Here is a 26,422-nt window from a genome sequence, read left to right as displayed (position 1 = left end):
AACGCCCCCGTATCACCAAGATTTCCTCCATTTCCTCGGCGATTGCCGTCATTCTCGCGAACACTCCTTCTGCTGCTTTCGTCCGATTCCGCTTGACGCCCTGCAAGGCTCAAGAGATTTGCAAAGAGCCCTCGAGCGTCTTGAATCTGACCGCTGCGGTCAGATTCGGAGTGTTCTGACAATTCGCGACAATCTGTCGGTCGCTCGAACACTCCCCGACGGGCAGCAAGAAGCGAATGTCTCAAATGCCCAAAGGTCACGCCGCTCGCTTCTGTCACGATGATCGGGGCTCCCGGAGCACCCCTGCTCGACATCGAAATCGAGCCTCAGACGTTCAAGAGACCTGTTCCGCCCGATTCACGCCCTCCGGCGCAACGGGCATGCTGAACTGAAAGACCGCCCCGCGAGGATCATTGGCGCCCGCCCACATCCGGCCCCCGTGCGCCTCAATAATAGAATGGCAAATGGCCAGCCCCATGCCCATGCCTTCGGATTTGGTGGTGTAAAACGCTTCGAACACGCGGTCTGCGCTGTTTGGATCGAGTCCTGGACCCGTATCCCGAAAACTGACCAATACGTTATTCGCGCCATCTGTCCGCGCAGTGATCAGTAGTTCGCGGTCGCCTTCCTTGATCTCGCTCATGGCTTCAATGGCGTTCGTGATCAAATTGAGAATCACCTGCCGGACCTGAACGCGATCTGCTCGAACAAACGGCAGAGCCTCAGACCGTCGGGTTCGCACCCACACATCATTTTTTGCGAGTTCCGCGCGAACTAGGGCCAGCACCTCTAAGATCACTTCGTCAATTGCAAGAAGCTCCGTTTGCATCGGAGCCTTATTCATAAGAGCGCGGATCCGACGGATCACGTTCCCCGCGCGCATACTGTCACGGACAATCAAACCGAAGGTCTGCCGCACTTCTTCCAGATTTGGCGGTTGAGCACCGAGCCAATTTAGCCCTGCCCCCGCATTGCTGCTGATCGCCGCAATCGGCTGGTTGACCTCATGGGCGATCGAGGCGGCCAGCTGTCCCATTGTCGTGATCCGATTGGCGTGTGCAAGGCCCATCAGAGTTTCGCGATAACGTCGTTCGCTTTCACGGGCTTCCGCTTCCACTCTCTTTCGCTCTGTCAGGTCGAGGACGAAGCCAACACCGTGGTCCTGTCGCTCATCGAATACGGCGAGGCCAATTAGCACCGGCACGCGGCTGCCATCCTTCCGAATATACTCTTTCTCGAACTGCTGAACAGCTCCGGTCCTTTTTGCTTCTGTCCGAGCATCCATTGTGCGCTCGTGCCATTCTGGAGGAGTCAGGTCGAGACCGTTCACTCGCCCTGCGAGAAGATCCCCTTGGTCGTATCCAACCATCGTGAGGAAGGCTTGATTTGCCTCGATGATATCGCCCCCTTTGCGGATGATAAAGATTCCGATGATGTTAGCGTCGAGCAAGCGCCGGATTTTCGCCTCCCGTTGCTGCACTTCGCTGTACAATCGGCTGTTTTCCAGCGCTGTTGCAGCTTGAGAGGCAAGCATTTTCAGCACGGAGTTGCGGGCAGCCGAGAATATGCGCGGGGCGAGATTATTCTCCAGATAAAGTATGCCGATCAGCTTGCCCTGCGTGATCAGTGGCAGGCAAAGAATAGAACGCGCTTTGCGCTCGCGGATATACGGATCTTCCGCAAATGAAGGCTGAGCGGCAGCATCTTCGAGAATGACGTTTTCGCGGACACGTAGGACGAAATGCAGCACGGACTCGGGAAGAGCCGTCGGAGTCACGGGCTGTTCATCCACCTTTACAAGCAGCGCATCCGCTACCGTTGTGGCTTCCGCCTCGATCCGTGGCTCGCCTCCATCCAGCAGAATCAACAATCCTCGTTCGGCGCCGGCCTGCTCAATGGCAGTCCGCATAAGCGTGTCGATTAGTTTTTGAAGCACAATCTCGCCGGAAATCGCCTGCGACACTTTTGTCACCGTCGCCAGATCAAGGTGCTCAACCGGAGCTCCGATCCTCATGCCATTCACGGCAAGAGTGGTCTCCTCATGGCTGAGATGGGGATTCAGCTCGTCGAGTTGACGCACCTTACCATCTGCTCCCCAGCGAAGGTAGCCGCGCCGCGCGTCCTGCAGGTAAACCCGGGAGATCCTGTCAAAACCGCGTGTAGCATAAAAGCGCGCTGCAAGTTCACAAGCGATCCCCTCGTGGTGGGAGAAACCGTTACGTCCTGCGGTCTGGATTGAGCGTTCGTACAGTCGCATTGCATCTACATCCCGGCATTCCAGCCTCGCAATTTCAGCCCCGACCAAGGATGCCCGATTGTCAAAGTTTTCGGGGCAATTCGTGGCCCATATCTGCAGCTGTCTGTGATGGGCATCAATGATACCTCGATGTTGCTGTCGTTCGCTTTCACCTAGCTTGTCGCAATAACACGAGTGAGATAGCGCACCATAGAAGTGAAACTCCGCGATCAAGAACTCTGTCGGGATGGTCCACAATCCGGGCTCTGCCTTCGAGCGAGCACCAATAGCTGCAGGATAATCGCCGGCCAGAAACCGCGCCTGAAGTTTGCGGATCCAGTAGACGGTTTCGCTCGGTGATAGCTCCGGACTGCGTTCAAATGATCGCTCGATGTCCAGCTCGTCAAACTGCTGATCATCGAAGGTACCGAATGAGCGCGTGAGGCCGCGCATGGTTCTAATAATTGCGAGCTGTGCAGTCATGGCATCAGCAGCAAACTTGACCTTTCTGTTCAGTATCGTAGCAAGGCTTTTCTCTATCTCGTTCTGCACCTCTTTCAGGGGATCTCCCGCCATCATCATATTTGAGGTTAGATGAAGCAAGCTGTACGCCTCATAGATGACATCGCCGATGCTGACCGCAGCTTCGAGCGCTCGCCGGATCAAAACTCGTCCGTCCCTTAGGGGCTTCGTCCACGGGATCACGTTGCCTCCGACGGCCAAATAGACCGGAGCCCGAAAACGAGAGAACTCAACGCGATCAACCAGATCGCACGCAAGACGACCAAACTTATCTGCCGCTTGGTAGTCACCGAAGCGGCCGGCCGAGATTCGGCCCAGCCATGCGTAGTGAGTGCAAGAAGCATCAGTGTTGCCGTATTCGAGGCTGATGCTGACGGCTCTGCAGATGACCAGAGCGGATAAATTCACGTCCGTGAATCCAGCGGCCGGAAGAATCCGCGTCAAGACGGCCAGCGTGGCAAGCGAGGTCTGGTCTGTCATTCCAGGCAAACCAGCAAGATCCTCGATCGCGTCCGGCAGCTGTGACCACATCCGCTGATATTCGACTAGTGTCTCCTCGTCCTTCGGATGCGGCGACCACTCGATCCCGACGTCGTGAAGATATTCGAGACCTATGGCCACTGCCCGGCCGTGCTGACCGAGCGTCAAGTAAAGATCGACCCGCAAACATGCGACCGTTGATCGTTGGGGCGCATTCAAAGCGCGCTTCCACAGCGCGGAGAGGAGGCTCTCTGCAATGTCCAGCCGGCCTACCAAGAATTCACATTCGGCCCGACTGGTTTCCAGTGCGAATGCAAGTTCCTGGCGCCTTTGCCACGAATCCCGCGCGAGCAGCGTAGCACCGACGGTGAAATATGTCAGTGCCGAGGCGTAGGCCGCCGACGCCCTGGCACGCTGCCCTGCGATTAAATTTAACTCCGCGAGCTGCTCTCGCTCCTGACCGGAAGCGATTAGCGCGACACCTCGATTGAGTTGACTGACAATATCGAAGATAGCCTCTTCACGTTTGTGCGCAGGGACATGTGCCGCAAGCATCCGACCGATCCGCAAATGAGCAGGAGCGCGCGAGGATTCCGGCACCAGCAAGTAAGCCGCCTCTTGAACGCGATCGTGTACAAAGCGGTACACTGTTCCCTGGCGCGAGACCAGTTCCTGCTGGATCGCCGGCCATAGCCTCGCATGCACCTGTCCCTGTGACGTTTCGAGCACGATCGCAAGCTCTGCCGTCTCGGCCATGTTGCCGAAACAGGCCAGCTGTTGCAGCGCGTCCTGCGTCTCTTCGGGCAGCCGGATGAGCTTGCCGAGCATCAGATCGACGACGTTCTCGGTGTACGCTTTTGCGTGAATGCGCTTGAGATCCCAACGCCAGCGCGCCGACTCGTGATCGAACGTCAACAGCTGCTCTTCGGCCAGTTCAGACAAAAATTGAATGGCGAAGAACGGATTGCCCATCGTCTTCTGATGCACCAGCTTTGCAAGCGGGGCAGCGCGTTTTGGTCCGCAGCGAAGGGTATCCGCGACCAACTGCGCGACATCGTCTGCAGTGAGCGGCGACAGCGTGATCTTCTCTAGATTTACGTCGGCTCTCCTGATGGACTCGAGCTTGCGTTTGAGTGAATGGCCTGCATCAACTTCGTTGCTGCGGTAAGCTCCAATTAGCAGCAGGTGCAGGTCCGACTGAGTCAGAAGATCCTCGATCAGGTCGAGCGTTGCGGCATCGTGCCACTGCAAATCGTCGAGGAAGAGCACCAATGGATGGGTTCGCCGGGCGAAAGCACCGATAAAGCGGCGAAGCACGAGCTGGAAGCGATTTTGCGCTTGCCGGGCTGGAAGCTCAGCAGGCGCGGGCTGCTCGCCAATGATCAGGCTGAGATCGGGGATCAAGTCGATCATCAGCCGTCCATTCGCGCCGAGCGCCGCCCGGAGCGCCTGCCGCCAAGTCGCGAGTTCGCCCTCACTTTTGCTGAGAAGAGGACGCACAAGACTCTGAAAGGTCTGCACCAGTGTCGCATAGGGAACATCGCGCTTCAGTTGGTCGAATTTGCCTGATGCCAACAGCCCGCGCGAGGGCACGAGTACTTTGTGTAGCTCCTGGACAAGCGAGGACTTACCTATGCCGGAGTAGCCGGCAACCAGCACCAACCTCGGCGCGCCGCTCTTCACCGCGCGATCGAAAGAGCCAAGCAAGGTGTCGATCTCGCGGGCTCTGCCATAGAGCTTCTCGGGGATGAGCAGCCGATCAGGTGTGTCGTCTGCGCCGAGCTCAAATGTGTCGATGCGACCGTGGTTGGCCCATGCTGCCAGACAGTGTTGCAGATCGTGCTCAAGGCCAGCGGCAGTCTGGTAGCGTTCCTCGGCGGTCTTCGCGAGGAGTTTCATCACAATCTGAGAGATTGGCTCCGGGAGGTTTTGCGATTTCTCGACAGGCGGTGTTGCTTTTCTTGCAATATGACAATGGATCCACTCCAAGGGATCTGAGCCGGTGAACGGCAGCGCGCCGGTCAGCATCTGATAGAATGTCACGCCAAGTGAATAGAGATCACTGCGACAGTCGACGGAGCGATTCATGCGTCCGGTCTGTTCGGGCGCCATGTAGGGCAGCGAGCCCGCGATGAACTCGGCAGGCCCAGGCGGCACGCGCTCGCGGGAAAGACGGGAAGCCAGACCAAACCCAGTGAGTCGCACCTGTTCGTCAGGACAATTGACCAGAATGTGAGCGGGTTTCAGGTCCTTATGGACCAAGCCGCTCCGGTGAAGCTTGCCCACGGCCCTCGTGATACCAACAGCGAGGCGCAGGAACGGCTTGGGCTCCATACGGATCCCGAGTAAATTTAGCAGTGGCTCGCCGCATGGATCCTCCAGGACAAGCATAGTCCGACCAGCTTCCCGAATAAGTTCCAACGGCCGCACCGCCCATGCCTCGTCTAGCTCCTCCCTCAGCTCACACTCGTGGGCGAGGCGGTCAAGCGTCGCTGGGTGTTCTGCGGTGGGCCGCACAATAAGCACGACAGCGCTGCTGCCGTGGGTTTGCCGACGGCACGCACGGCAGAACGCGCGATCACCGTCCTCCCATAGGGGCTGGATGTCCTGGATGTCACTGTCGACATTTGAACCGAACAGAGTTCGGCTGAGGGGGTCCCGCGGCATTTGCCCGCCCAGTCAATAAGGATTGAGCCAAAATCTGACATATATGGGGCGAGCTTGTGAAGGGACTTCGCAAAGGGCGCGAGTACCGATCAAGGCCGCCAAAGACTGGACCGCTGCAAACAAGATGCAACTTACACCACCCAATACCTGGCAGCCCGATCGTGTCAATCCAGCCCAATCCGGCGCGCAGGCCGGGCCTGCACAGCATCGGCGGCGGGCGCTCCCGACTGGCGCAGTGTAGAGGCGAGTTTCCCTTTTTATGGAACGGCTCGTAGCCGTTACCCGACCGCCAGCGGCGCACTGCCCGACCTGCAGCAGGGCCCCAGGTCGCTGCTACCGCTCAAGCAGGCAATGACATGTGAACGCTGATCGGTTTGCCCATGATCGGCGCAACGCGCGAGGCCATTGGACGCCGGCTTCTGACGGCTGCATCGGCCTGAGCGCCGCAACAGCGCTCAGGCTAGAAATCCGCCGACATGCGCGGTGCTGCTTTCGAGATCGACATTCACTCCTGGCTCCGTTGTTGGAAGGCGCCACGCAGTCATCGACTCCGAACCACAGCATCAAGGGCAGATCTGCGAGCCACTGTGAACGAAACCGCGCCAAAACTATCCTCTTCATTCCTGCTCCCATTGCTCAAGCAACTGACCCGCGACAAAGGCACTCCTGATGCTCACAAAGCGTCCGTACAGGCTCTCACCGATCGGAATGCCGCTCGCTTCGGTTCTCAGGAGGGCGATTGCCGGCCAGGCGATTTCGATAGATCTGAGAAAGTTCATGCTGGTTAAACCGCTGTTCAAGCGAGGCGTAAGCTACCCCAAAACCGGTGAAGGAAAAGGCAATTAAATGAAGAACAGCGGAACGTCTTCTTCTCGCCACGCGCACTGCGACAACATTTATCCAAGTCTTTGCCAACCAGATCGGACTTTGCCAATTCGATAGATCTACACCGGCATCATACAACGTGATGCTACGAACGATTCAAGCCCTTCCTGACCGGTACGAATTCGCAGGAAGTCACGACCTACTCTACGTTGGTGAGCGAGCCTCAGTTTTGCCACGCTGGTTGCTTCATTGGTGGCAACATCACCACGGATGTACTGGCGATGTGGGGCGAACCCGACGCACTTTCTGCTCGACGGAGTGCGTCGGGCCGCCTTTAATGACCCCGCCTAGCGGATCGATGAGCTGCTGGTAGGTCTGACAATAGCTTCAGGTTGACCGCTCGGGCCGGGTTTTGTCGGTCCTATGTAGGTCAAAGAGCCGATCTCCAGGCTGCCCGACACGGAACTCTGATGTCCGCCAATTCTCAGGAGAATGATTCTTCGCTGGATCAGCGGTTGCTTGGCTGATGCAGCGGAGCAAATGCAGCTGCCTTTTGCCGCACTGGTCCACAGCCGGACACCGAATGGAGTGTATCCCGCCTCTCCGTTCAGATTACGCCGCCTGATCTTGGGGGCGAGCCTGGTAAAGGAAGCAACGAGACGAACAAACGTGAGCGTCCCTGCAGCAGCTCGAGTTCGAGCATATTTCCTACAAACATGATGACGGAAAGGACTTGAATCGCACCTTGCGTCAGGTTGTACGAAGGCGATGCAAGGTGCTTTCCCCGAGCTCGCAAAGACGCAACTCACAGGCGCTCTGACGACGGAAAAAAGAGTTCATGTGCTGATGCCGCTGCTGCTCGTTCTGGTTTCTATTTTCCTTAGTGCGGGTGCGATCGTCTACGCCAGTTGCCGATCGCAACGCCGGCGGGATCGGCGCATGCACAGGCACAATCGCGCCAATTCGCTCAGCTCGCGCCCCCGCGTTCAACTACCAAAGCGCCGGGCATTCTGATCCTTCAGCCGCAAAATGAGTCGTTCGCTGCAGCGAGCGCTGCAAGTCCTGGATTCGGTGCTTCTCGACCGGCTGTTCATTGATTTGATCGATGCCGCAGGGCTGGTCCAACGCGACGGCGGAGAGACGCGAAAGGCAGTTCTCGACCACTCGAGCGGTTTTTGCTAGACTTTCCTGTAATGGGCAACGCTGGTGCGAATGGCTAACCAGTCACGCACCTGGAAAATCTCAAAGACTAGCCTACGCAAAAGGCTACATGTCTCAATCAAAGGTCGTTGTGACGCGATAATTCGACTGTAAATCGTACAAGTGAGGCTCTTATCGTGACCAAGCGCTCTGAACCGCGGAAGGAAGCCGCAAATGTCGAAGGGCCGGAGGTGAGGCCGAGCGTCCTCGTCGTCGACGATGACCTCTCAATGCGGGAATCACTGGTCAACCTATTTCGTTCGATCGGCCTAGATGTCGTTGCTTACGGATCGGCCCAGGAACTGCTCCAGAGCGAGCTTCCTGATGTTCCTAGCTGCCTCGTGCTTGACATCAGGCTGCCAGGATCGAGCGGGCTTGAGCTCCAGAGTGAGTTAGCCAAACTGAAGATTCACATTCCCATCATTTTCATCACCGCTCATGGCGATATTCCGATGACCGTCAAAGCCATGAAGAGTGGAGCAATCGATTTTCTCAGCAAGCCGTTTCGCGATCAGGAACTGCTCGATGGCGTAGTCGCAGCTATCGAACAGGATCGGAAGAGGCGGGGTGTAGACAAGGTGGTCGGGAGGCTGCAGTCCTTGTTCGAGGCCCTAAGTCCACGAGAGCAGGACGTCTTGAAACTGGTCGCCGCTGGCCTATTGAACAAACAGGTAGCCGCGGAACTCGGGCTCGCCGAGATTACAGTAAAAATCTATCGCGGGCACGTGATGAAGAAGATGGGTGCTCGATCGCTAGCCGATTTGATCAGGATGAGTGAGAGGCTGGGAATTGGGACCGACCGTTTCAGGGTACAAACCTAAGTATGATTTTACAATTTCATCGAACACGCGCACCCTTCAGCTGGCTGTCATGCTTCTGCCACCGCCTTCGCCCAACTAGAACGGGTTGTCTTGTCCAGGTATTCAACTGTTTCCGTTGTCGACGACGATCCTTCGATTCGTGCCGCACTGAACAACCTTCTGAAATCGCAGGGCCACATCGTTCATACGTTTGCATCGGCTGAGGACTTCTTGCGGTCGTCTCAATTGAATGACACGTCCTGTGTCATTGCAGACGTGCAGATGCCCACCATGAGCGGCTTTGAACTTTTGGAACAGATGCGGGCCCAGGGTCACGCTGCGCCATTCATCTTGATTACTGCCTTCGCGGATGATCGCACGCGAGCCCGCGCGTTGAGCGTCGGCGTAATTGGCTTTTTCGCCAAACCCTTTGCCGGTCTGGAGTTGATAGCCTGCCTCGATGAAGCGCTGCGCGAGCATCGTGGCGGAACGGATGCGTGAAAGATGGGGAAGCAGTCTGGACCACGCCGCGCCCGCGCGGGCGCCTAATGTGCCGCTGCCAGTCCTTACCTCGTGCTGGTGGCGACCATCGCCTTTCCATCTTGCCGCATTCCTGTCGCTGTTGTTGTGCTTTCGGCATCTCATCGAAGCACTTGCAGCGTGGGGCTCCTGACAAAAACGCCTCTGGCATGATCGCCTAATCAGACGAGGCGACCTAACAAAGGTGCGCACCAACGGCGATGCTGAGCTAGGTCGAAAGTACCACGGCAGCGGCTTGCCAGGCAGGACCTCGCCGAAAAGGGTTCACCCGACACTTTTGCGAGTGCTCCAGCGAGGTCCGGCGCCGGAGTGTGGGGGAGCATGACGCGCCGATCACGGCCAAATCATGCATCCTTTCAAGACGATCGCCTCATTTACAAAAGGCTGCAGGCCATGTTGGACTTCCGAACGATCCACAGTTTGCACCGCGAGATTCGTCCGTTGGGTCCCAGCATCCTTCGGCGGGCCGAAGCACCCGAATCTTACGCATCCGTCGCAGCGGCAACACTATTCTAATGCCGCCGGTCGATGTGATCTCAAGCCATGCCTTTGCTACCGACGGGAGCGCATCGGACCCTTCTGGGTCACGATGAAAATTTATTCCATTCTTTCTCCTTTACAGAATTTGTCGTAACGCAAGCTAACCGCACGGCATGCGCAACTTCTTTGCGCGCGGCTAAGCAAGCCTGTCCGCGAAAGACGACTTTAGCCAGTGGCGTTCGCTGGATGTGGACGACACTACTAGACATAGTAGCTTTGTTCCGCATGGTTCTCAGGTAAATCGCTGGAGCTGATTTTCAGACGCGCTACGCGCAACAAGGACGTCGAGAGGCGCGGAACCGCGCGTTCACCGTTTGCCTATCTTGCAGATGTTGGCCGCGCGCCTATTCGTCGGGCGGATTTTCTTGTCGAGGAGACGACCACATGGTTGGAATACACGGGCAGCGCAGAATGAAGACCGTCGAAACGCTAGAGTCCAACGTGCGGTCGTATTCACGTTCCTTTCCTGCTGTCTTCAGTCGGGCGCGCGGCTCGATTATGTTCACAGAGGGTGGCCGAAAGGTCATTGACTTTCTGTCCGGCGCTGGAGCGCTAAACTATGGTCACAACAATCAGGAGATCAAAGCAGCAATCAGCGAGTACCTGGAGTCGGACGGCGTCGTCCACGGCTTGGACATGGCCACTCCAGCAAAGGTCGAATTCATGGAGACCTTTAGCTCTGTCATCCTTCGTGAACGGAATCTTTCCTACCGCTTTCAATTTACGGGGCCTACGGGAGCTAACGCGGTTGAAGCGGCTCTAAAGCTCTCGCGTAAGATCACAGGACGTCACAACGTCATTTCTTTCACAAATGGATATCACGGCCAAAGCTTGGGAGCCATAGCTGCGAGCGGTAACCGCTTTTACCGCAAAGCCAGCAGCATTCCCTTAACTGGCACAACTTTCATGCCGTATGATGGGTATCTTGGTTCCGCGGCGGATTACCTGCGAAAGGTATTAATGGACGAGAGCAGTGGTATTGATCTTCCAGCCGCCATTCTCGTCGAAACCGTGCAAGGAGAGGGAGGCATCAACGTCGCCGGTAAGGAATGGTTGCAGTCAATTCAGGCTTTGGCAAAAGAGGTCGGAGCTATTTTCATAGTTGACGATATCCAAATGGGCTGTGGTCGTACAGGCGAGTTCTTCAGTTTCGAGTTCGCTGCTTTGTCGCCAGACATTGTTGTGATGTCGAAATCGCTGAGCGGGTACGGCTTGCCGTTGTCGATGCTCTTGATCAAAGAAGCGCTCGACGCATGGGAACCAGGCGAGCACACGGGAACGTTTCGAGGAAACAATCTTGCACTCGTTTCTGGCAAAGCGGCCTTAACCCTGTATTGGCGTAACCAGACGTTCTCGCACCAGGTCCAACGCTTGGGCGCACTTATGCGACGTCGACTCGATGCTATCGCGCATCAGCACGGAAACAAGTTTGCTGTTCGTGGACGAGGCATGGTATGCGGCTTCGATTGCAAAACGACAGAGATCGCAGAGGCGACGTCACGTAAAGCGTTTGCGAAGGGCTTGATTATCGAGCGATGCGGACCGACGGATCAGGTTGTGAAGTTCTTGCCCGCACTTACGATCGACCAAGACACGTTGGGACAAGGCCTAGACATATTCGAGGAGTCGTTGACCGAAACGTTGAATTCAGCCCGAGGAAGCTAATTTGTAGGCACACGAGAGAGACTGTTGCGCGCGACAGCATCGCCGCACAAGTCACTGGCGCGAGTCCCTTCTTGCCGCCGAAACGTTCAGGAATTCTGAAGCCGTGATTATGGAGGTGACGCTCAAGGCCAAGGCTGTCTGTGATCCGCCGAGTCGGCTGATGCGCGAAGAACGGCTGCTGCCCTTCTTGGTCCACAACACTGAGTGGGAGCAGCATCTCTTTGACCATAAAACCTCGCTATCGCGAGCGACTCTGGTCGAGCTGGTTCGCTATCAATCATCCTGCGAGTACGATCCAACTAAGGCCTTTGCGGATGCACGCCAAGCCACAAGCTGGACTAAGAGATGGCGCGACGAAAGTCGTCAAGGCACGCGTGGTTGACGGCGTCAGTTACACGAAACCGAACAAGCCTCCCAATCAGAAAGGTCGGTCCTCGGCTTTTGCTCCAGAACTGCAGAGCACCGCTATCGGCGTGCGCCCGTAGCACGCTGCCAAAACGCCAATGTTGGGGGTGCTCGCGTCTCAGCTATCAGAAGCCCCTATTGGCGTGAACACCTCGACGTCAAGCGAAAGTGACGGACCAAGTGTCAACTATGCTGGGCCAACCGACAAAGCCCGACGCATCTGCCGGGTCTGAGATGCGTCGGGCCGAGTGGGAGACTGAGCGTGACGGTCTTCCTCCCACAAACGCGTCTGCAAGTAGTATGCCGCGCCCGTGCCGCTACAGCCGTGTCTCAAACTGGACATCTTGTCTTTGCCACAAAGGTCCCCGAGGCATTCAGACATGCGCGGCCCACAGCTAGTTTTTGGAAGGCCTAACAAGCTGACGTATTCCTCTTCCAAAAACTCCCGCCATCGCCTTTCGTTTGGATCAAAAATGAGGCAGAAGAAGCGGACAACGGGCCGCCGGCTCGTCAACAACAGATATCTAGATGTTTGATAGATTGCGACCCGTGACTGGAACGAACGTCCCCAGTTCGCGCAGGACAGAGGCATACGATCGAGATCTCAGTTTAGATTTCGCGAAAGGTGCACTCATTGTTTTGGTGATTGTTGGGCACCTGATCCAGTATATCATCTACCGAGACGACGCGTTTTGGTATTCGCCGTACTACAAATCGATCTATATGTTTCACATGCCACTTTTTATGGCGATAAGCGGATATCTTTCTGCTCGATCGCTGCTTCAAAAGCCGTTCACTCGAGCCGCCAGCGACCGTGCGAAGCAGCTCTTGCTGCCGATGCTATTTTGGTGGGTGATAATGGAGACAGCTAAGTTAGCGGCGTTGGGGCGCGCGACCAGCCTAACGAGCGGACTTTTGGAATTTGTAGACGATCTCGCCGGCACATATTGGTTCATCTGGGCCACGTTTATTTCCTACCTTCTCATCAAGATTTCTACCAGGCTCACCCGCCGATCGTGGGTCATAACTGGCTCAGCCATACTGGTCGCGCTCGCGCCTCTGACATTCTCCATATCACCGCTGATCAGATTCACTTACCCGTTCTTCTGCTTCGGCTTCTTGCTTGCTCAATCGAGAGAACGATGGACGAGTGCATTGCGACATCACAAGCCGGTCCTGATTGTATTTCTTTCAACAGTGACCTGCGTATGCTTTCTAGCTTGGGGCAAGAGCACCTATATCTACAATAATCTTGGGGTAATTCGCGACTTTTGGTCAACTAAAGACGTGCTTCTGATGTTTGTTGGCTCTGCAGCTGCGTCAGCAGTCGCTATCGAACTCCTGCGGCAATGCTGGCGCTTTGGCCATTTAAACCGAATGGCCCGCTTTATCGCTGTGGAATTGGGCCAGGCCACGCTGCTGCTCTACCTGGTCCAGGGTACCGTGTTCCGTCTCATGGATTTCATACAATTCGGAGAACTTTGGGATCTCACGACCCGGGTGATCATCGCGGGTGTGCTCGGGGCCGCGATCATTGCGATCGCCCTTACGATCCGCTCGATCGTTCGAGGCGTTCCATATCTGTCTCAGCTCGTCCTTGGAATGCCACCACGCTCAGGTCTCCCGCAAGCCAAACCTGCAATGAACTAGCTGTATCCAATTGATCGTTTGAGTACGGCAGGGTACCGATAGCATCGACTTGTGACGCGGCTGGAATAGCTTTCGAACCCAGATCCGGCGGCGACGGCGTGCCGCCGCCGAGGCGATGATCGGCATAAGAGCAACCCCATCGAGCGTGTATTGCTCTCGGATTGTATGGCACCGGCGAACTCAGCCCATTGCCGTCCATCCTATACGGTCGAGTGTCGTGAGATTAGCGTCGCGGTACCAGTCGTCTAGCCGCCGGTTTTCGACGCAGATCGAACGCAATCCATTCACACTCAGCAAGATGGTTCTTCGACTGCCGTACTGAACCCGAGACCTCCCAGTCTTTCGAATCTCCGTCTAGACCCGCAGCTGCCCGAAGCAACAGGCCCTCGGCAACCAACAAGCGGTTCTTGTTCGATGAGGCGATCCGATTGCTCATCGCGAGCCCGTCGGCTCCTCACCATCTCGAAACGGTGACGATCTCGATCGGAAGAGTTAGATTCACGACCATGCGGCGCACGACCGCGCGTTGTTGGACCCTTTAGTCCAATGCATGCGACAATGGCTGCACGATAGAACAGCCTGCATACGTACTTTGCAAGGCCGCGAAAATGCAAGCGTGCAGAGGCTTGGCGGGTTCGCCCGTTCGACGAGGTCTCAAATAAAGCCGCACAAGTCTCCCGAGATCTGGCGCAGAGACGAACCCGACCCGCTTCGCGGCACGGCCTCTCACCGTTTGGGAAGTCACGAGAATATCTGCCGAGATCCTTATTTGGTCTCAACTGGGGCGGGTGCGAGGCAGGCGCTCACTAACGGTGATAACGGAGGTCGTCGAGCTTTCGGCCAGGGCGAGATGACGATCGTGCGGCGCAACCTATCGTCGCAGCGGGCCCCGCCTCGCTATCGGACTGGCGCTCCTCTGCAGGGGCGCTGCGCAGTTCCCCGACCGTACTTGCTCGTTCGCATGTTGGGACCTTGTACTAGCTTGTCTTGGAAGGCGTCCAGTTTACGATCGCCCCGCGCAAGCCGTCTGGAATCCGATATGACTCCTGCGCCGCAGGGAATGCTCCGCTACGGACATCAGCTGCCCAGCGCGAGAGGCCCTCCTGCAGCAGCTGATGGCCCTCTACATAGACACGCACGAATTTTGGATAACGGCTTCCTGAGAGCCCAACACGTCGTGGAACACTAGAACTTGGCCTGAGCAACTTGGACCCGCTCCGATCCCAATCGTTGGTATGGTCAGAGATTCAGTCGCTCGTGCAGCGAGCTCAGCCGGAATACCTTCGAGGACAAGAGCAAAGCATCCCGCCTGCTGTAGCTGGTGCGCATCATCAAGCAGACGTAGGGCATCGTCCGCGTTCCGACCTTGTACCTTGAAGCCACCCATTGCGTTGACGCTTTGTGGCGTGAGACCAAGATGGCCCATCACGGGAATTTCGCAATTCACCAAGGCTCGGATCATCTCGACACGCTTACTCCCTCCCTCAAGCTTGATGGCGTCGGCGCCACGCTGCAGGAAGCCTCCAGCGTTGCGTATCGTGTCGTCGGGACTGAGATGAAAGCTGAGAAACGGCATGTCAGCTACAAGCATGGCTCGAGGCCTTGTCCGCGCGACCGCCTCCAGGTGGTGATTCATCATCTCCATGCTGACCGGCAACGTGTCATCAAACCCAAGGCATACGTTGCCGACGCTATCGCCAACAAGAATGACGTCGACGACAGGATCGGCGATACGTGCCGTTACCGCATCATAAGCCGTGGTCATGACGATGGCGCGCCTTTCCTCTTTGAATCGTTGCAGAACTGGAGTCGTGACGCGCTCAAACTGACAGCTGCGAAATGTGACTCATGTTCGATCTGACCCGGCCCCGCATGTCTCTGGAAATGGCCTTCCCTTGGAAGAGCAAATGGTCTCTGTCAATAGGGAGGCCGAAAAGGCGCGTCACTGAGAAGTTGGAAGCACAAAGTTTCCAATGATTGCGCGATTAGCAAAAAACTCTTTCAAGATGTTCCTCTGCGATGTGGTTCTGGGGCTCCACATCCAAACATTCTGCGACTGAATGTCCTTATGAGGCTCCGATCTACGTGTCAAAGCCCACGTTAAGGCGGCATGTCCATTTCGTATGGCTGTTGATTGACTTATGGCGCTCAAAGCCGTGGCTTCGGCGGACTGCAGGCACATTCCGAAGCGACCGTGATCCAGGCGAGCGAGATAGGAAAGATGCACCGGCGCCCGCACGGTTGACCATCGTGTCGGCCAAAAGCGTCAGCGTCCAGCGTTTGCGGCTGACGGGCGCTTGGTGCATGCGGTCGCCACCAGCAGGGCCTCCTCCTTGCCGGTCAGCTTGCGCTCGGCGCCCGGAGGCGGCTCCTCGCTCAAGGCCCGCTCCAGATTGCCTTCCACGAAGCGGCGATTGGTCCGGCCGGCGGTGGAAAGGCTGACCCGGACGGTTCGGACGATCTCCGCGTCGCAACGGCCCCCGTCGGCCGCCAGCAAAATCTGCGCCCGCTCGAGCTTGCGGGCGGCGTGCTTGCCGCCGCCGAGCATCGCCGTCAGTTCATCGCGCTCGGCTTGGCTCAATTCGACACGATAACGTACATTCATGTTTTGCCTCCTTGTTGGAGGCTGGGACGAATCCAACGATGAGTCCAAAATCAGGCGCGCGCTTCACCGAGAAGCAGGGGCACTACCTCGCTTTTATCCATATATCTATTCCTACATGTTCGGACAGCCGCCCGCCGAAGCTGACATCCAGCGCCATTTCCGCGTCAGCCCGCCTTCGGTCCGCCAGATGATCGTCACCCTCGAACGAAACGGCTTCATCTGACGTCAACCGGGCGTCCCCAGAAGCATCGAAATCCTCGTGCCGCTGGAAGGCTAGCCGATCCTCGAATGGTTCGGTATCAAAACGTCAGAATCACTGTGACGAACCACCGGTTGCTTTGTGTGCCATCGATCGTCCGGGCGGTCGCGCTTCAACCCAAGCCTCTGTCGTGATCGCATTCCCGCCCGATCACTCTGTTCTGTCAGAAAGCAAACGAGGCTCTTGCGCGGAACGCGACGGGTTTGTTTTGAGCATGACATAGTGCCAAAGAAAATCGTCAAGAATCTTCAGCTTGGGAGTGGCCCAAGCCTTGCTCAAGATGCGGTCAGACCACCGAGGAGCACCCGATGCCACCCGACAAGCGGCTTCCGATTGTGTTTGACCATCTGAGACTCTGCGTATCGTTTTATTGCAACCTTCATTGCAAGCATTGTTATGTCCCCCAACAGTATCGAGACGAATACAAGAGACGTTTAGAGCCGTCGCAGTTGTCGGTCGATGAGATGACAAACTTTATCGATCTGCTTATCGACCGGTATGGCCTGACAAAGGTCTCAGTGACGGGTGGTGAGCCGCTTCTCAGAGTCGTGTTTCCGCGAACGGAAGCCGTGCTCGCGCATGGACAAAAACGGGGAATGCAAGTCCAATTAAATACAGCGGGGCTTGGCCAAGTTCCAATTTCTGATGTGGTCTCCATCTTCGATGATCCTGCGAAGCTCACCCTTCAATTTAGCTTCGACGGCGCAAAGCGAGACACTGTGGACCGCTTCCGCGGAAGGCCGGGTGTTTACGATTCCGCACTCCGTCAGATGTCCGAAGCAGCCAATTGCGGGGTCGTGGTGCAGGCCAGGATGACGGCCAATCGACAGAACATCGCTGAAGCGCTGGACGCGTATCGACTGCTGTCCTCGATTGGCGTTGGTTCCTTCAGAATTAAGCCGATGTTCGCCTCAGGTGTCGCCCTGGACAACGAGGAAGCGCTCCTAGGGTCGGCTGATGAGATCAGAGAGTTGCAGCAGGCTCTGATCGCAACGGCTGCAAAGACCTCGGCCCGTCTTGAGCTGCCACCTCCGATTTTTGTTGATACAAGCCAGCCGCGGCCGAACGTTAAATTCTCCAAATGTGACTGCGGCATCACCTCTGTCTACCTCTCGGCAAATGGCGATCTCTACCCCTGCCCCTACGTCGTCGGGGATCCCGACAGCGAGGCGTTCCTTGTCGGCAACATCCGATCCCCTGAATTCGATCTCGAGACGGCTTGGCGAACCTCTCCGGCGCTGAAGCACTACCGGGCGGACAGCGGCTGCGCCCACTGCCCCTCGCAGGTGGCCCTTCTGAAGAATATCGAAAATCGCGCGCTTGCCTGCGGATGACCGACGAGCCTTGGATCGGAACGGTCGGCTCTGCAAGGAGTGCCAGTTCGGCTGCGGTCGGATCGACCCAAACTCTGACTGGTTCGCGCCCGAAGCTCTGATCGGGACGGAGGCGAGAGGAGATCAGAAGACATGAAGGATCTTGTACTCGTCGGGCTCGGTCCTCACGCCATGGCTAAGTATATTCCTCTGATCGAGAGCGCCGTCGCCAGCAGGCGAGCCTCGGGATTCCATGTGATTGAGCTCGCGAGCACGAAAAATGCTGTGCATGCCTTTTTCAAGACGCGCGCGTGCAAGCCGATGAGTATCTCTTGGGTACCCGATCTCCGACTACAGGGCATCTGGTACTCCGGCGAGGGGGAGGACGCTCTCAGAGCGTTGGCAAGTCCACGCTCTAAAGTCATTGTCTCGACCGAACCGAAGGCCCATCTGGACTACCTTCGCGCGGCACTTGGACTTGGTCTTGATTGTCTGGTCGACAAGCCGGTTGTGCTTCCAATGGGTTCGAATGGGCGCCCTGCTGTGGACCGAGTTGTTGGGGAGGTGGCGGAACTCAAGGCGATCTCCAACCGGAGTGGCGGGCGCTGCGTCGTGATGGCCCCGCGCCGATACAACGCAGTCTACGACCTGATTGGACGTTATGCGCGCCATGCCTCCCGTAAGCTCGGCACGCCCATCACCTATATTGGCATCGAGCATCACGAGGGAGTCTGGAACACGGAAGAGGAGATTCTCTCCCGCCAAGATCATCCATATCGGTATGGCTATGGAATGCTTTGTCATTCCGGCTATCATCACGTCGATATCCTTTCCAGCCTTCTGGGTACTAATGAAGACAACTTCGGGCCTCTGGCGATAGAGCTGGATGTCCACCGGGCCACCGCCGCCGATCAAGTCGGGCAGGTCGCCCCTAATTTGGTCCAGAGGCTAAGAGGGCCCGCCCCACCCGCTCCCTCATTTCCCGCTCCGCGTTTCTGGGGCGAGACGGACCTCGTCTCATGTGGAGCCGCACGCCATTGCGAAAGCGGCAATACCATCTGCCTCTTCCGGCTCGACCTACTGCAAACGAGCGTCTCGCTGCGCAATTGGCGGCAACTGCCAACCAACATCTACAACAAAAACGGCCGGTACGCATCCGAGACCATTCGCTTGAATATCGGTCCTTTTGCTGCGATCGAGGCCAGGATCGTGAAGCGCCCGCACTTTGGCACAGAAGCTCATCCGCAATTTGCGAAAGAGGCTCGCATCACTCTTTGGCGAAATGGCAGCTTCCTAGGCCGGCCAGCTTTCCGGGAGAGACTCTACCCAACGCGGGACACACTGATCCAAAATGCGGATCTAGGGGCTGCCCGGAGGAAGCTCTTCGACGATTGGTTGGCGGGACACAGCGGCAGAAGCACCCTCGATTCGCACACACGAACGATCTCGCTATTCGCTCGGTATCTCACTGCTGTCACAAGCGATCGCAGAGAACCTATAGGGTCTGCCGCTGTCGAGAAAACCGGAGAATAACCAAGCCCCGTTACCTCTGGCTCGCCCGGATTCAGGACGTCGAAGTGATGGCTGCGGTCTGCCTCTCCCGTCCTTGTGATTGAACCCATCAGTAAATCTATCAGCGTGCTTGGCGCCCCGCTCGCGCTGTGGGTGAGTGGTATCGATCAGGAGCCGGCGATTGCGCCCAACGCCGCCGAGCACGAAGAGCGGCAGGAGCCGCGATAGGCAGCGTGTAGATCGGCGCTGAAGCCAATCCAGACGATGAAGTCGTCCCGTCGAGGACAGAGCCCGAAGCAAAATACGAGATAACACTGGCGGCAACGAAACGAAAGAGAGAGCACATGGAACGAACGTGAGTTGAATTGCAGGTAGTCGCTTCCCCAGAAGGTGAAGAGTGCCAAAGAGGTGTGAGACGACCCGCGGAGAAATCGGCGCTGATGCGAACGGAACGAGTTTCGTTCGCGGGCCCGGATGCGTCGGGCCCTCATCTGAGCGATCCTATCGGGCCATAGGAACGGCCAGTCGAAGAGCAGAGCCGCAGATCACTGGAAACGCGGGCGTAAACGTCAATTGTCGCGATTGTTGTATGTGGTTCTGTCGCATTGACAACGCTCGTCGCGATGGCCTGACCGCCAAATCATGGGTCGCGCAACCCGCTGCTCTCGGGAGATGAGATCGGATTGTAACGGAGTGGTTCCGGTAGAGTTGACGCCGGCACCGCTCGTGTCGTCCGACTGATATATCGAGCGGCTGCCACCCCCGGCATCGGCAGCCCCACATACTCGTGATCATCTGCACCGAACTTATCTGGATGAAGAACATCGGTTCTGTCCGGAATTGTCCCCGGAGAGTTCTGTTGTGGTTGGTCTTTCGACTATGATTTTCGCTTGGATTTTCTCGTCATGCGTGACGTCGTTTCGAACTTGCCTCTTGCGGACGATCCGCGCAGACATCTACGATCGTTTTGCTACGCAAGACTGCCAGCAGGAGCTTCTGCTCGTCGCCTCGCCTTAATAAGCCGCAACGTTATGGCGTTGAGCTATCCGTGTTTGGTCCAAGATGCGAGAGCTCGACTGAAACGCCTCACGGCCAAATTGGCGGCGGAAGCCAATTCGCGTGGCGTGATCCGGCGAACCGGCTACTTTGTCACCCAAAAACACGTCGACGGCTTCAGCAGACGATGCAAATTGACGCCAATGCTTCGCCAGTTCGTCGAGTGAGAGGCGTGTAATTACGCTCTTGCGATGGTCTGACGGTGGGCTTTCATCTCATTCCGTCTTATGTCCAGCGGTTAGCCGCTTGCCGCCTGAGACACCGTCAATGCGTCATCTATGTGGCGGACCACTACTCACAGAATCGATTCACGGCCAGAGGCTCAGACGCGCGGACCGCACTCATTGAGCAGCCTCGCTCACTGGCGTTACCGTAGGAGGGCGTTTTCGCTAGAGCCGTCCAACGGAGAGGCTTCCGCGCTGCGATCACGACGCCTTGACCTTCGATGCAACCGTGCGGTCCGGCGGCGATCAGAACTGCCCGTCAACCTCATTTCTCTGCCGCTTCTCCGCCAGGCGAGCCAGCTTATCATATTCCTTAGCGACCTTGAGGAGCCTGTGTCTGGATGTGTTGTCCTTGAGCGACTCCGCTTTTACTCGCGTCGCTTCCGCACGGCCTCGCCAATGTTTGGCGTCGGGGAATGGCTTCTTCTGCTTCATGCAAAAGACGATGCAGTTTTTAGATCAAGAAAATGCGACACATGCCCTACGTAAGATCCCGTAGGCGGGCTTTCGCAAAAGCACTTTATTTGCCGTCAATGCCGCCCGCTCTGTCAATGTCTGAGATGCGACAAACCAATCGCAACAAACGCAAGCGCGTCGAGTAAGCTTCACTACATTCTTCTCGGTTGAGAACGCCCGCTTGGAAACACCACGCCAACGCAAAATGATAGTGGAGATTGGACTCATTAGTGGTTCGCGTCAGATCCCGCGCCAAATGCGCGACTCTCGACATAAGTGCTTGAATCGAACGTAGCGTCAGGTTGTAAGGTCTTCAATGCAGCTGGCGACCGCGCCTGGCCGTACAACAGCTTCCGGGCGACCAATTGGGAGTGTGTCATTTGGAGCTCAGATTGCAGAACGCCCGCGATGCCTCGAAACGCCTCAGTGAGGTAGCCTCAGCGATTCATTGCAAGATCTTGCGATTAAACGGCGAGTGCAGGAGAACCGGATGCGAAGATCGGAGCAGCGTCGCCGCGTGGCGATTGCCCGATTTGAGATTTGCTCATGTCGGAGGTTGCCTTTTTCGCTGCTCAGAGTGGAATGGAAGTTGGAGGCCATACTGGTGGTCGTGATCCACCTACCGCGAACCTGCAAATAGTTTGCTCGCGCCGAAACGGAGCAGCTGTAGGCATACACGTTGGCACAATGTTTGGTACGCATCCTCCTATCGCGACGTCTTCGTCATGCCCGGCTGCAATGATTTAAGCTGGTCGGATTATGAGCTGGCTCACAGCTTGCTGAGCAATCTCAGGAGGGTTCAGGCCTTGGAGATTATCAACGCCTCCTCGATATACGCATCGACAGCTCAAGGAGCCCGATTGCATGCCTGCCTTATTCGCAGCCCAACGATCGGCCCTTTTCGAGCAGGTCGCATGTCCGAGGCGGCCATCCTATGGCCTGGCTCGCCGCGCGAGTTGAGCAAGCAAAGACAGTGGAACGGCTTCTCGGTCCCGGCGGGTCGCTCACCACTTGTCCGCGCCGTAATTCCACTGGTCGCACCCAAGCAATGGAGCGACGGCCGAGGAAGCCGAACGAAACCCGCCGGATTGCAAACTTTCGTATAGTCCTTCAAAACCGTTTCGATGTGGAACGTTTACCTCCGTACAGTTGAGCGATCGATGCAATGTCTATACACGTCCACATTCGGTGCTTCGAGAGCGTGACGCTTCCGCATCGGAGGCCGACGCGACTAAAGGTCGTCGATCGCGGGACGACATTAACATGCGCAGAGAGACGATTTGTCAAACCAAGCGAGCAAACGGCGGGTCGCTCTCATCACCGGCGTGACTGGACAGGACGGTGCCTATCTTGCCGAACATCTGCTGTCGCTCGGCTATGTCGTGCACGGCATCAAGCGGCGCTCATCCTCGTTCAACACCGCACGCGTCGACCATCTCTACCAGGATCCGCATGTCGGCGACGTGCCGTTCCTGATGCATTACGGCGACATGACGGATTCGACCAATCTGATCCGCCTGGTGCAGCAGATCCGGCCGACCGAGATCTACAATCTCGCCGCCCAAAGCCACGTCGCCGTCAGCTTCGAAAGCCCCGAATACACCGCCAACGCCGACGCCATTGGCGTGCTGCGCCTGCTGGAAGCGATCCGCATCCTCGGCATGGAGAAGGAGACGCGGTTCTACCAGGCCTCGACCTCCGAGCTCTACGGCCTTGTCCAGGAGATCCCGCAGAAGGAGACCACGCCGTTCTATCCGCGCTCGCCTTATGGCGTCGCAAAGCTCTACGGCTACTGGATCACGGTGAACTACCGCGAAGCCTACGGCATGTTTGCCTCGAACGGCATCCTGTTCAACCATGAGAGCCCAATTCGCGGCGAGACATTTGTCACCCGCAAAATCACGCGCGGCGTGGCGCGCATCGAGGTGGGGCTCGAGCAGACGCTCTATCTCGGCAATCTCGAGGCCAAGCGCGACTGGGGCCACGCCAGGGATTACATCGAGGGCATGCACATGATCCTGCAGGCCGACAAGCCCGACGATTTCGTGCTCGCCACCGGCGAGACGCGCTCGGTGCGCGAGTTCGTCGAGCTGTCCTTCGCGCTGGTCGGCCGCAGCCTCGAATGGCGCGGCGCAGGCGTCGACGAGACCGGAATCGATGCCAGGAGCGGCAAGACGGTGGTGAAGATCGATCCGACCTATTTCCGCCCCACCGAGGTCGATCTCCTCGTCGGCGATGCCTCCAAGGCACGCGAGGTGCTCGGCTGGACACCGAAGCGGAGTTTTGCGGAACTCGTCGCCGAGATGGTGGCGAGCGATCTGGCGGAGGCAAAACGGGATGCGGCCAATGGCAAACGCTTCGTTTGAGCTCAACGGCAAGAGCGTCTACGTCGCCGGCCATCGCGGCATGGTCGGCAGCGCGCTCATGCGCCGGCTGGCGCGCGAGGACGTGAATCTCGTGACGGTGGACCGGCGTGAGCTCGATCTCTGCAACCAGGCCGCCGTGTTCGACTGGTTTGCGAGGACGCGGCCGCGAGTCATATTCCTCGCCGCCGCCAAGGTCGGTGGCATCGTCGCCAACGCCACGCTGCGCGCCCAGTTCATCTACGATAATATCGCGATCGCGGCCAATGTGATCCATGCCGCGCATCAAAACGGTGCCGAGAAGCTGATGTTCCTCGGCTCGTCCTGCATTTATCCGAAGCTGGCCGCCCAACCGCTACGCGAGGACTCAGTGCTGAGCGGCCCGCTGGAACCGACCAACGAGCCCTATGCGATTGCCAAGATCGCCGGCATCAAAATGGCGGAGGCCTATCGCAGCCAATATGGCAGCGACTTCATCAGCGTGATGCCGACCAATCTCTACGGCCCCGGCGACAATTATCATCCCGATTATAGCCACGTGGTCGCGGCCCTTATCCGGCGCTTCCATGAGGCAAAGGTTTCGGGCGCAAGAAGCGTCGTAGTCTGGGGCACTGGCACGCCGCGGCGCGAGTTCCTCTATGTCGACGACATGGCCGATGCCTGCGTGCATTTGATGAAGACCTATTCGAGCGCGGAGCTGATCAATATCGGCACTGGCGAGGACATCACCATTGCCGAGTTTGCCCGCATCGTCGCCGAAGTCGTCGGCTATATCGGCGAGATCAGTTTCGATAGCTCCCGGCCCGACGGCACGCCGCGCAAGCTGCTCGACGTCAGCCGTCTCGCGAGCCTCGGCTGGCGCGCGAGGACATGGCTCACACATGGAATGCGGCAGGCCTACCAGGCCTTCTTGGTGGCATCGGCTACATCGGACAAAAGGACAGAACCATGCAGCTGCTAGCCGCCGATGGCGCTCATTGTTCGGTTTCCAGAAAGTTGCTTTAGGATCGTCCGGCGAATTCGACAGGGCTCCACGTGTTGCTTGGAGCTCGCGCACCGCCGGGTGACGCGTGCCCCGATGGGGGGCAGGCACGGGCTAGACTGGCCCATAGCTAGAGCGAGCGAATTGGTCAGGCGCGCCTTGCGGCACGCTCTGTTATGAACTTGAGGGTAAACTGATTAGCATGTGCGGGATTGTCGGCATCCTGGGGCGCGGTCCGGTCGCGGATCGACTCATCGATTCACTTAAGCGACTGGAATATCGCGGCTACGACTCAGCAGGCATCGGAACGCTCAAAGGAAATTATATCGAGCTTCGGCGCGCCGAGGGCAAGCTGAGGAACCTTGAGACACGTGTTCGCCGCCATCCGGTCTCAGGCCATGCCGGGATTGGGCACACGCGCTGGGCTACCCATGGCAAGCCGACCGAGCATAATGCTCATCCCCACGCAACGGACAATGTTGCAGTCGTCCATAACGGCATTATCGAGAATTTCCGCGAGCTGCGCGCGGAGCTGAAACAGCATGGCGCCTATTTCGCCTCTGAAACAGACACCGAGGTGGTGGCGCATCTTATCGACTCATATCTGAAAAATGGCTGCTCGCCGCAGGACGCAGTAAAAGCGTCGCTGCCGCGGCTAGTGGGCGCGTTTGCGCTTGCGATCCTGTTCAAGGGGCAACACGACCTCATGATCGGCGCGCGGAAGGGCTCACCGCTTGCGATCGGCCATGGCGAAGGCGAAATGTATCTCGGATCGGATGCTATCGCGCTCGCGCACCTTACCGACTTGATCACCTATCTTGAGGACGGCGATTGGGCTGTGCTCAACCGCAACTTCGCCGTGATTTACGACGCACAAGGCACAGTCGCCCGCCGGGAGGTGGTGAAATCTGCCACGTCGTCGGTTCTCGTCGACAAAGCAAACTACCGCCACTTCATGGCGAAGGAAATCCACGAACAGCCAGAGGTGATCGGGCAGACGCTGGCGCACTACGTCGATATCGCCAACGAGAGCGTCGCACTGCCGCAGGAGCTTCCGTTCGATTTCAATGCGATCGGACATATCTCGATCACGGCTTGCGGTACGGCAGGATATGCCGGCCATATCGCCAAATACTGGTTCGAGCGGCTGGCTCGTATTCCGGTCGAGCTCGATGTCGCCTCCGAGTTTCGCTATCGTGAGGTACCGATGCGCAGGGGAGATCTTGCTATCTTCATCTCGCAGTCCGGCGAGACGGCCGATACGCTGGCCGCCCTGCGCTACGCCAAGTCTCAAGGCCTGCATACGCTCTCGATCGTGAACGTCCTAGGCTCGACCATTGCGCGCGAAAGCGGGATAGTGTTGCAGACACTCGCCGGACCTGAAATCGGCGTTGCCTCGACCAAGGCGTTCACATGCCAGCTTGTCGTCCTGGCGGCGCTTGCGGTCGCTGCGGGCAAGGCGCGGGGTGAATTGTCGGAGAGCGACGAGGTCGATCTCGTGCGAGCGCTGATCGAAATTCCCCGGCTAGTTACACGGGCGCTTGCCAGCGAGCCGCAGATCGAGAAGCTCGCACGCGACATCGCCAAATTGCGTGACGTGCTATATCTTGGTCGCGGCACGTCGTTTCCACTGGCCCTGGAAGGAGCCCTGAAGCTGAAGGAAATCTCGTATATTCACGCCGCAGGCTATGCGGCCGGAGAGCTCAAGCACGGCCCCATCGCCTTGGTCGACGAGAGCGTTCCCGTAATCGTCATCGCTCCTTGCGACCGGCTCTTCGAAAAGACCATCTCGAACATGCACGAGGTCGCCGCCCGCGGCGGCAAGATTATCTTGATAACGGACGCTAGCGGAGCCGCGGAGGTGTCCATGGATACACTCGCGACGGTCGTGCTGCCGGAGATGGGGACGACGTTTACGCCCATTGTCTATGCGATTCCGGTGCAGCTCCTGGCCTATCACACGGCCAACTTGATGGGCACGGACGTCGACCAACCGCGAAATCTTGCGAAATCGGTTACCGTCGAATAAGCTAAGGTGACGCTACCTGGAATCGGCGTCGGTCGGATACCGAAGGCGCGCAACGCTCCGGCAGATCTGATCTTCGGTGTGTTCTGGCTCGGT

General features: G+C 57.5%; 11 protein-coding genes and 2 pseudogenes. 10 read left to right on the top strand and 3 right to left on the bottom strand.

The window, feature by feature from the left end; genetic code table 11:
• Positions 1-334 precede the first annotated feature (334 nt).
• On the bottom strand, positions 335-5,905 hold the full coding sequence (locus tag RX330_RS11820) for an AAA family ATPase (RefSeq protein ID WP_317243126.1): 5,571 nt from the start codon (positions 5,903-5,905) through the stop codon (positions 335-337).
• Between the two features lie 2,162 nt (positions 5,906-8,067).
• Here RX330_RS11820 and RX330_RS11815 point away from each other — a divergent pair.
• From RX330_RS11815 to nolL, 5 genes are all read left to right on the top strand, one after another.
• The gene (locus tag RX330_RS11815) at positions 8,068-8,751 is read left to right on the top strand and encodes a response regulator transcription factor (RefSeq protein WP_085399787.1); all 684 of its coding nucleotides are present in this window, start codon (positions 8,068-8,070) and stop codon (positions 8,749-8,751) included.
• Between the two features lie 90 nt (positions 8,752-8,841).
• Entirely contained in the window at positions 8,842-9,231 is a 390-nt protein-coding gene (locus tag RX330_RS11810) for a response regulator transcription factor (RefSeq protein WP_317243125.1), read from the top strand.
• Between the two features lie 990 nt (positions 9,232-10,221).
• On the top strand, positions 10,222-11,475 hold the full coding sequence (gene ectB / locus RX330_RS11805) for a diaminobutyrate--2-oxoglutarate transaminase (protein ID WP_085399795.1): 1,254 nt from the start codon (positions 10,222-10,224) through the stop codon (positions 11,473-11,475).
• A 109-nt stretch (positions 11,476-11,584) separates the two neighbouring features.
• Positions 11,585-11,857 (top strand): hypothetical protein, encoded by a 273-nt coding sequence (locus RX330_RS11800; RefSeq protein ID WP_317243124.1) that lies wholly within the window; start codon positions 11,585-11,587, stop codon positions 11,855-11,857.
• Between the two features lie 551 nt (positions 11,858-12,408).
• Positions 12,409-13,530, top strand: a complete 1,122-nt coding sequence (nolL, locus tag RX330_RS11795; protein WP_317243123.1) for a nodulation factor fucose acetyltransferase NolL — start codon at positions 12,409-12,411, stop codon at positions 13,528-13,530.
• 977 nt (positions 13,531-14,507) lie between these two features.
• Here nolL and panB read toward each other — a convergent pair.
• Positions 14,508-15,380 (bottom strand): annotated as a pseudogene (panB, locus tag RX330_RS11790) (3-methyl-2-oxobutanoate hydroxymethyltransferase).
• A 393-nt stretch (positions 15,381-15,773) separates the two neighbouring features.
• A pseudogene (locus RX330_RS11785) lies at positions 15,774-16,135 on the bottom strand (helix-turn-helix domain-containing protein); the annotation flags it as partial.
• Positions 16,136-16,702: 567 nt separating this feature from the next.
• Between RX330_RS11785 and RX330_RS11780 the strand changes: the two are divergent.
• The 5 genes from RX330_RS11780 (at position 16,703) to glmS (ending at position 26,329) form a co-directional block, all read left to right on the top strand.
• Positions 16,703-17,728 (top strand): radical SAM protein, encoded by a 1,026-nt coding sequence (locus tag RX330_RS11780; protein WP_317243122.1) that lies wholly within the window; start codon positions 16,703-16,705, stop codon positions 17,726-17,728.
• A 132-nt stretch (positions 17,729-17,860) separates the two neighbouring features.
• Positions 17,861-19,240 carry a hypothetical protein gene (locus RX330_RS11775; RefSeq protein ID WP_317243121.1) on the top strand — a complete coding sequence of 460 codons (1,380 nt, stop codon included), beginning with the start codon at positions 17,861-17,863 and terminating at the stop codon, positions 19,238-19,240.
• 2,995 nt (positions 19,241-22,235) lie between these two features.
• Positions 22,236-23,321 (top strand): GDP-mannose 4,6-dehydratase, encoded by a 1,086-nt coding sequence (gene gmd, locus RX330_RS11770; protein WP_317243120.1) that lies wholly within the window; start codon positions 22,236-22,238, stop codon positions 23,319-23,321.
• Complete coding sequence (locus RX330_RS11765; RefSeq protein ID WP_085399778.1) at positions 23,302-24,279, top strand: GDP-L-fucose synthase family protein; 978 nt, start codon at positions 23,302-23,304, stop codon at positions 24,277-24,279. Before gmd ends, RX330_RS11765 begins: the two co-directional genes overlap by 20 nt.
• A gap of 223 nt (positions 24,280-24,502) precedes the next feature.
• Positions 24,503-26,329 (top strand): glutamine--fructose-6-phosphate transaminase (isomerizing), encoded by a 1,827-nt coding sequence (glmS, locus tag RX330_RS11760; RefSeq protein WP_317243119.1) that lies wholly within the window; start codon positions 24,503-24,505, stop codon positions 26,327-26,329.
• The last annotated feature ends 93 nt before the right edge of the window (positions 26,330-26,422 follow it).

This window comes from Bradyrhizobium sp. NDS-1 (genome assembly GCF_032918005.1).
Lineage (GTDB): Bacteria > Pseudomonadota > Alphaproteobacteria > Rhizobiales > Xanthobacteraceae > Bradyrhizobium > Bradyrhizobium tunisiense.
The sequence above is the reverse complement of the archived record's forward strand: the minus strand, read 5'-3'. Positions and strand labels throughout refer to the sequence as shown.

What these genes read in the sequence shown, in the direction of transcription:
- glmS (WP_317243119.1), top strand. Translation starts at nt 24,503, where the DNA reads ATGTGCGGGATTGTCGGCATCCTGGGGCGCGGTCCGGTCGCGGATCGA.
- RX330_RS11800 (WP_317243124.1), top strand. Translation starts at nt 11,585, where the DNA reads ATGGAGGTGACGCTCAAGGCCAAGGCTGTCTGTGATCCGCCGAGTCGG.
- ectB (WP_085399795.1), top strand. Translation starts at nt 10,222, where the DNA reads ATGAAGACCGTCGAAACGCTAGAGTCCAACGTGCGGTCGTATTCACGT.
- RX330_RS11780 (WP_317243122.1), top strand. Translation starts at nt 16,703, where the DNA reads ATGCCACCCGACAAGCGGCTTCCGATTGTGTTTGACCATCTGAGACTC.
- RX330_RS11775 (WP_317243121.1), top strand. Translation starts at nt 17,861, where the DNA reads ATGAAGGATCTTGTACTCGTCGGGCTCGGTCCTCACGCCATGGCTAAG.
- RX330_RS11765 (WP_085399778.1), top strand. Translation starts at nt 23,302, where the DNA reads ATGGCAAACGCTTCGTTTGAGCTCAACGGCAAGAGCGTCTACGTCGCC.
- nolL (WP_317243123.1), top strand. Translation starts at nt 12,409, where the DNA reads ATGTTTGATAGATTGCGACCCGTGACTGGAACGAACGTCCCCAGTTCG.
- RX330_RS11820 (WP_317243126.1), bottom strand. Translation starts at nt 5,905, where the DNA reads ATGCCGCGGGACCCCCTCAGCCGAACTCTGTTCGGTTCAAATGTCGAC.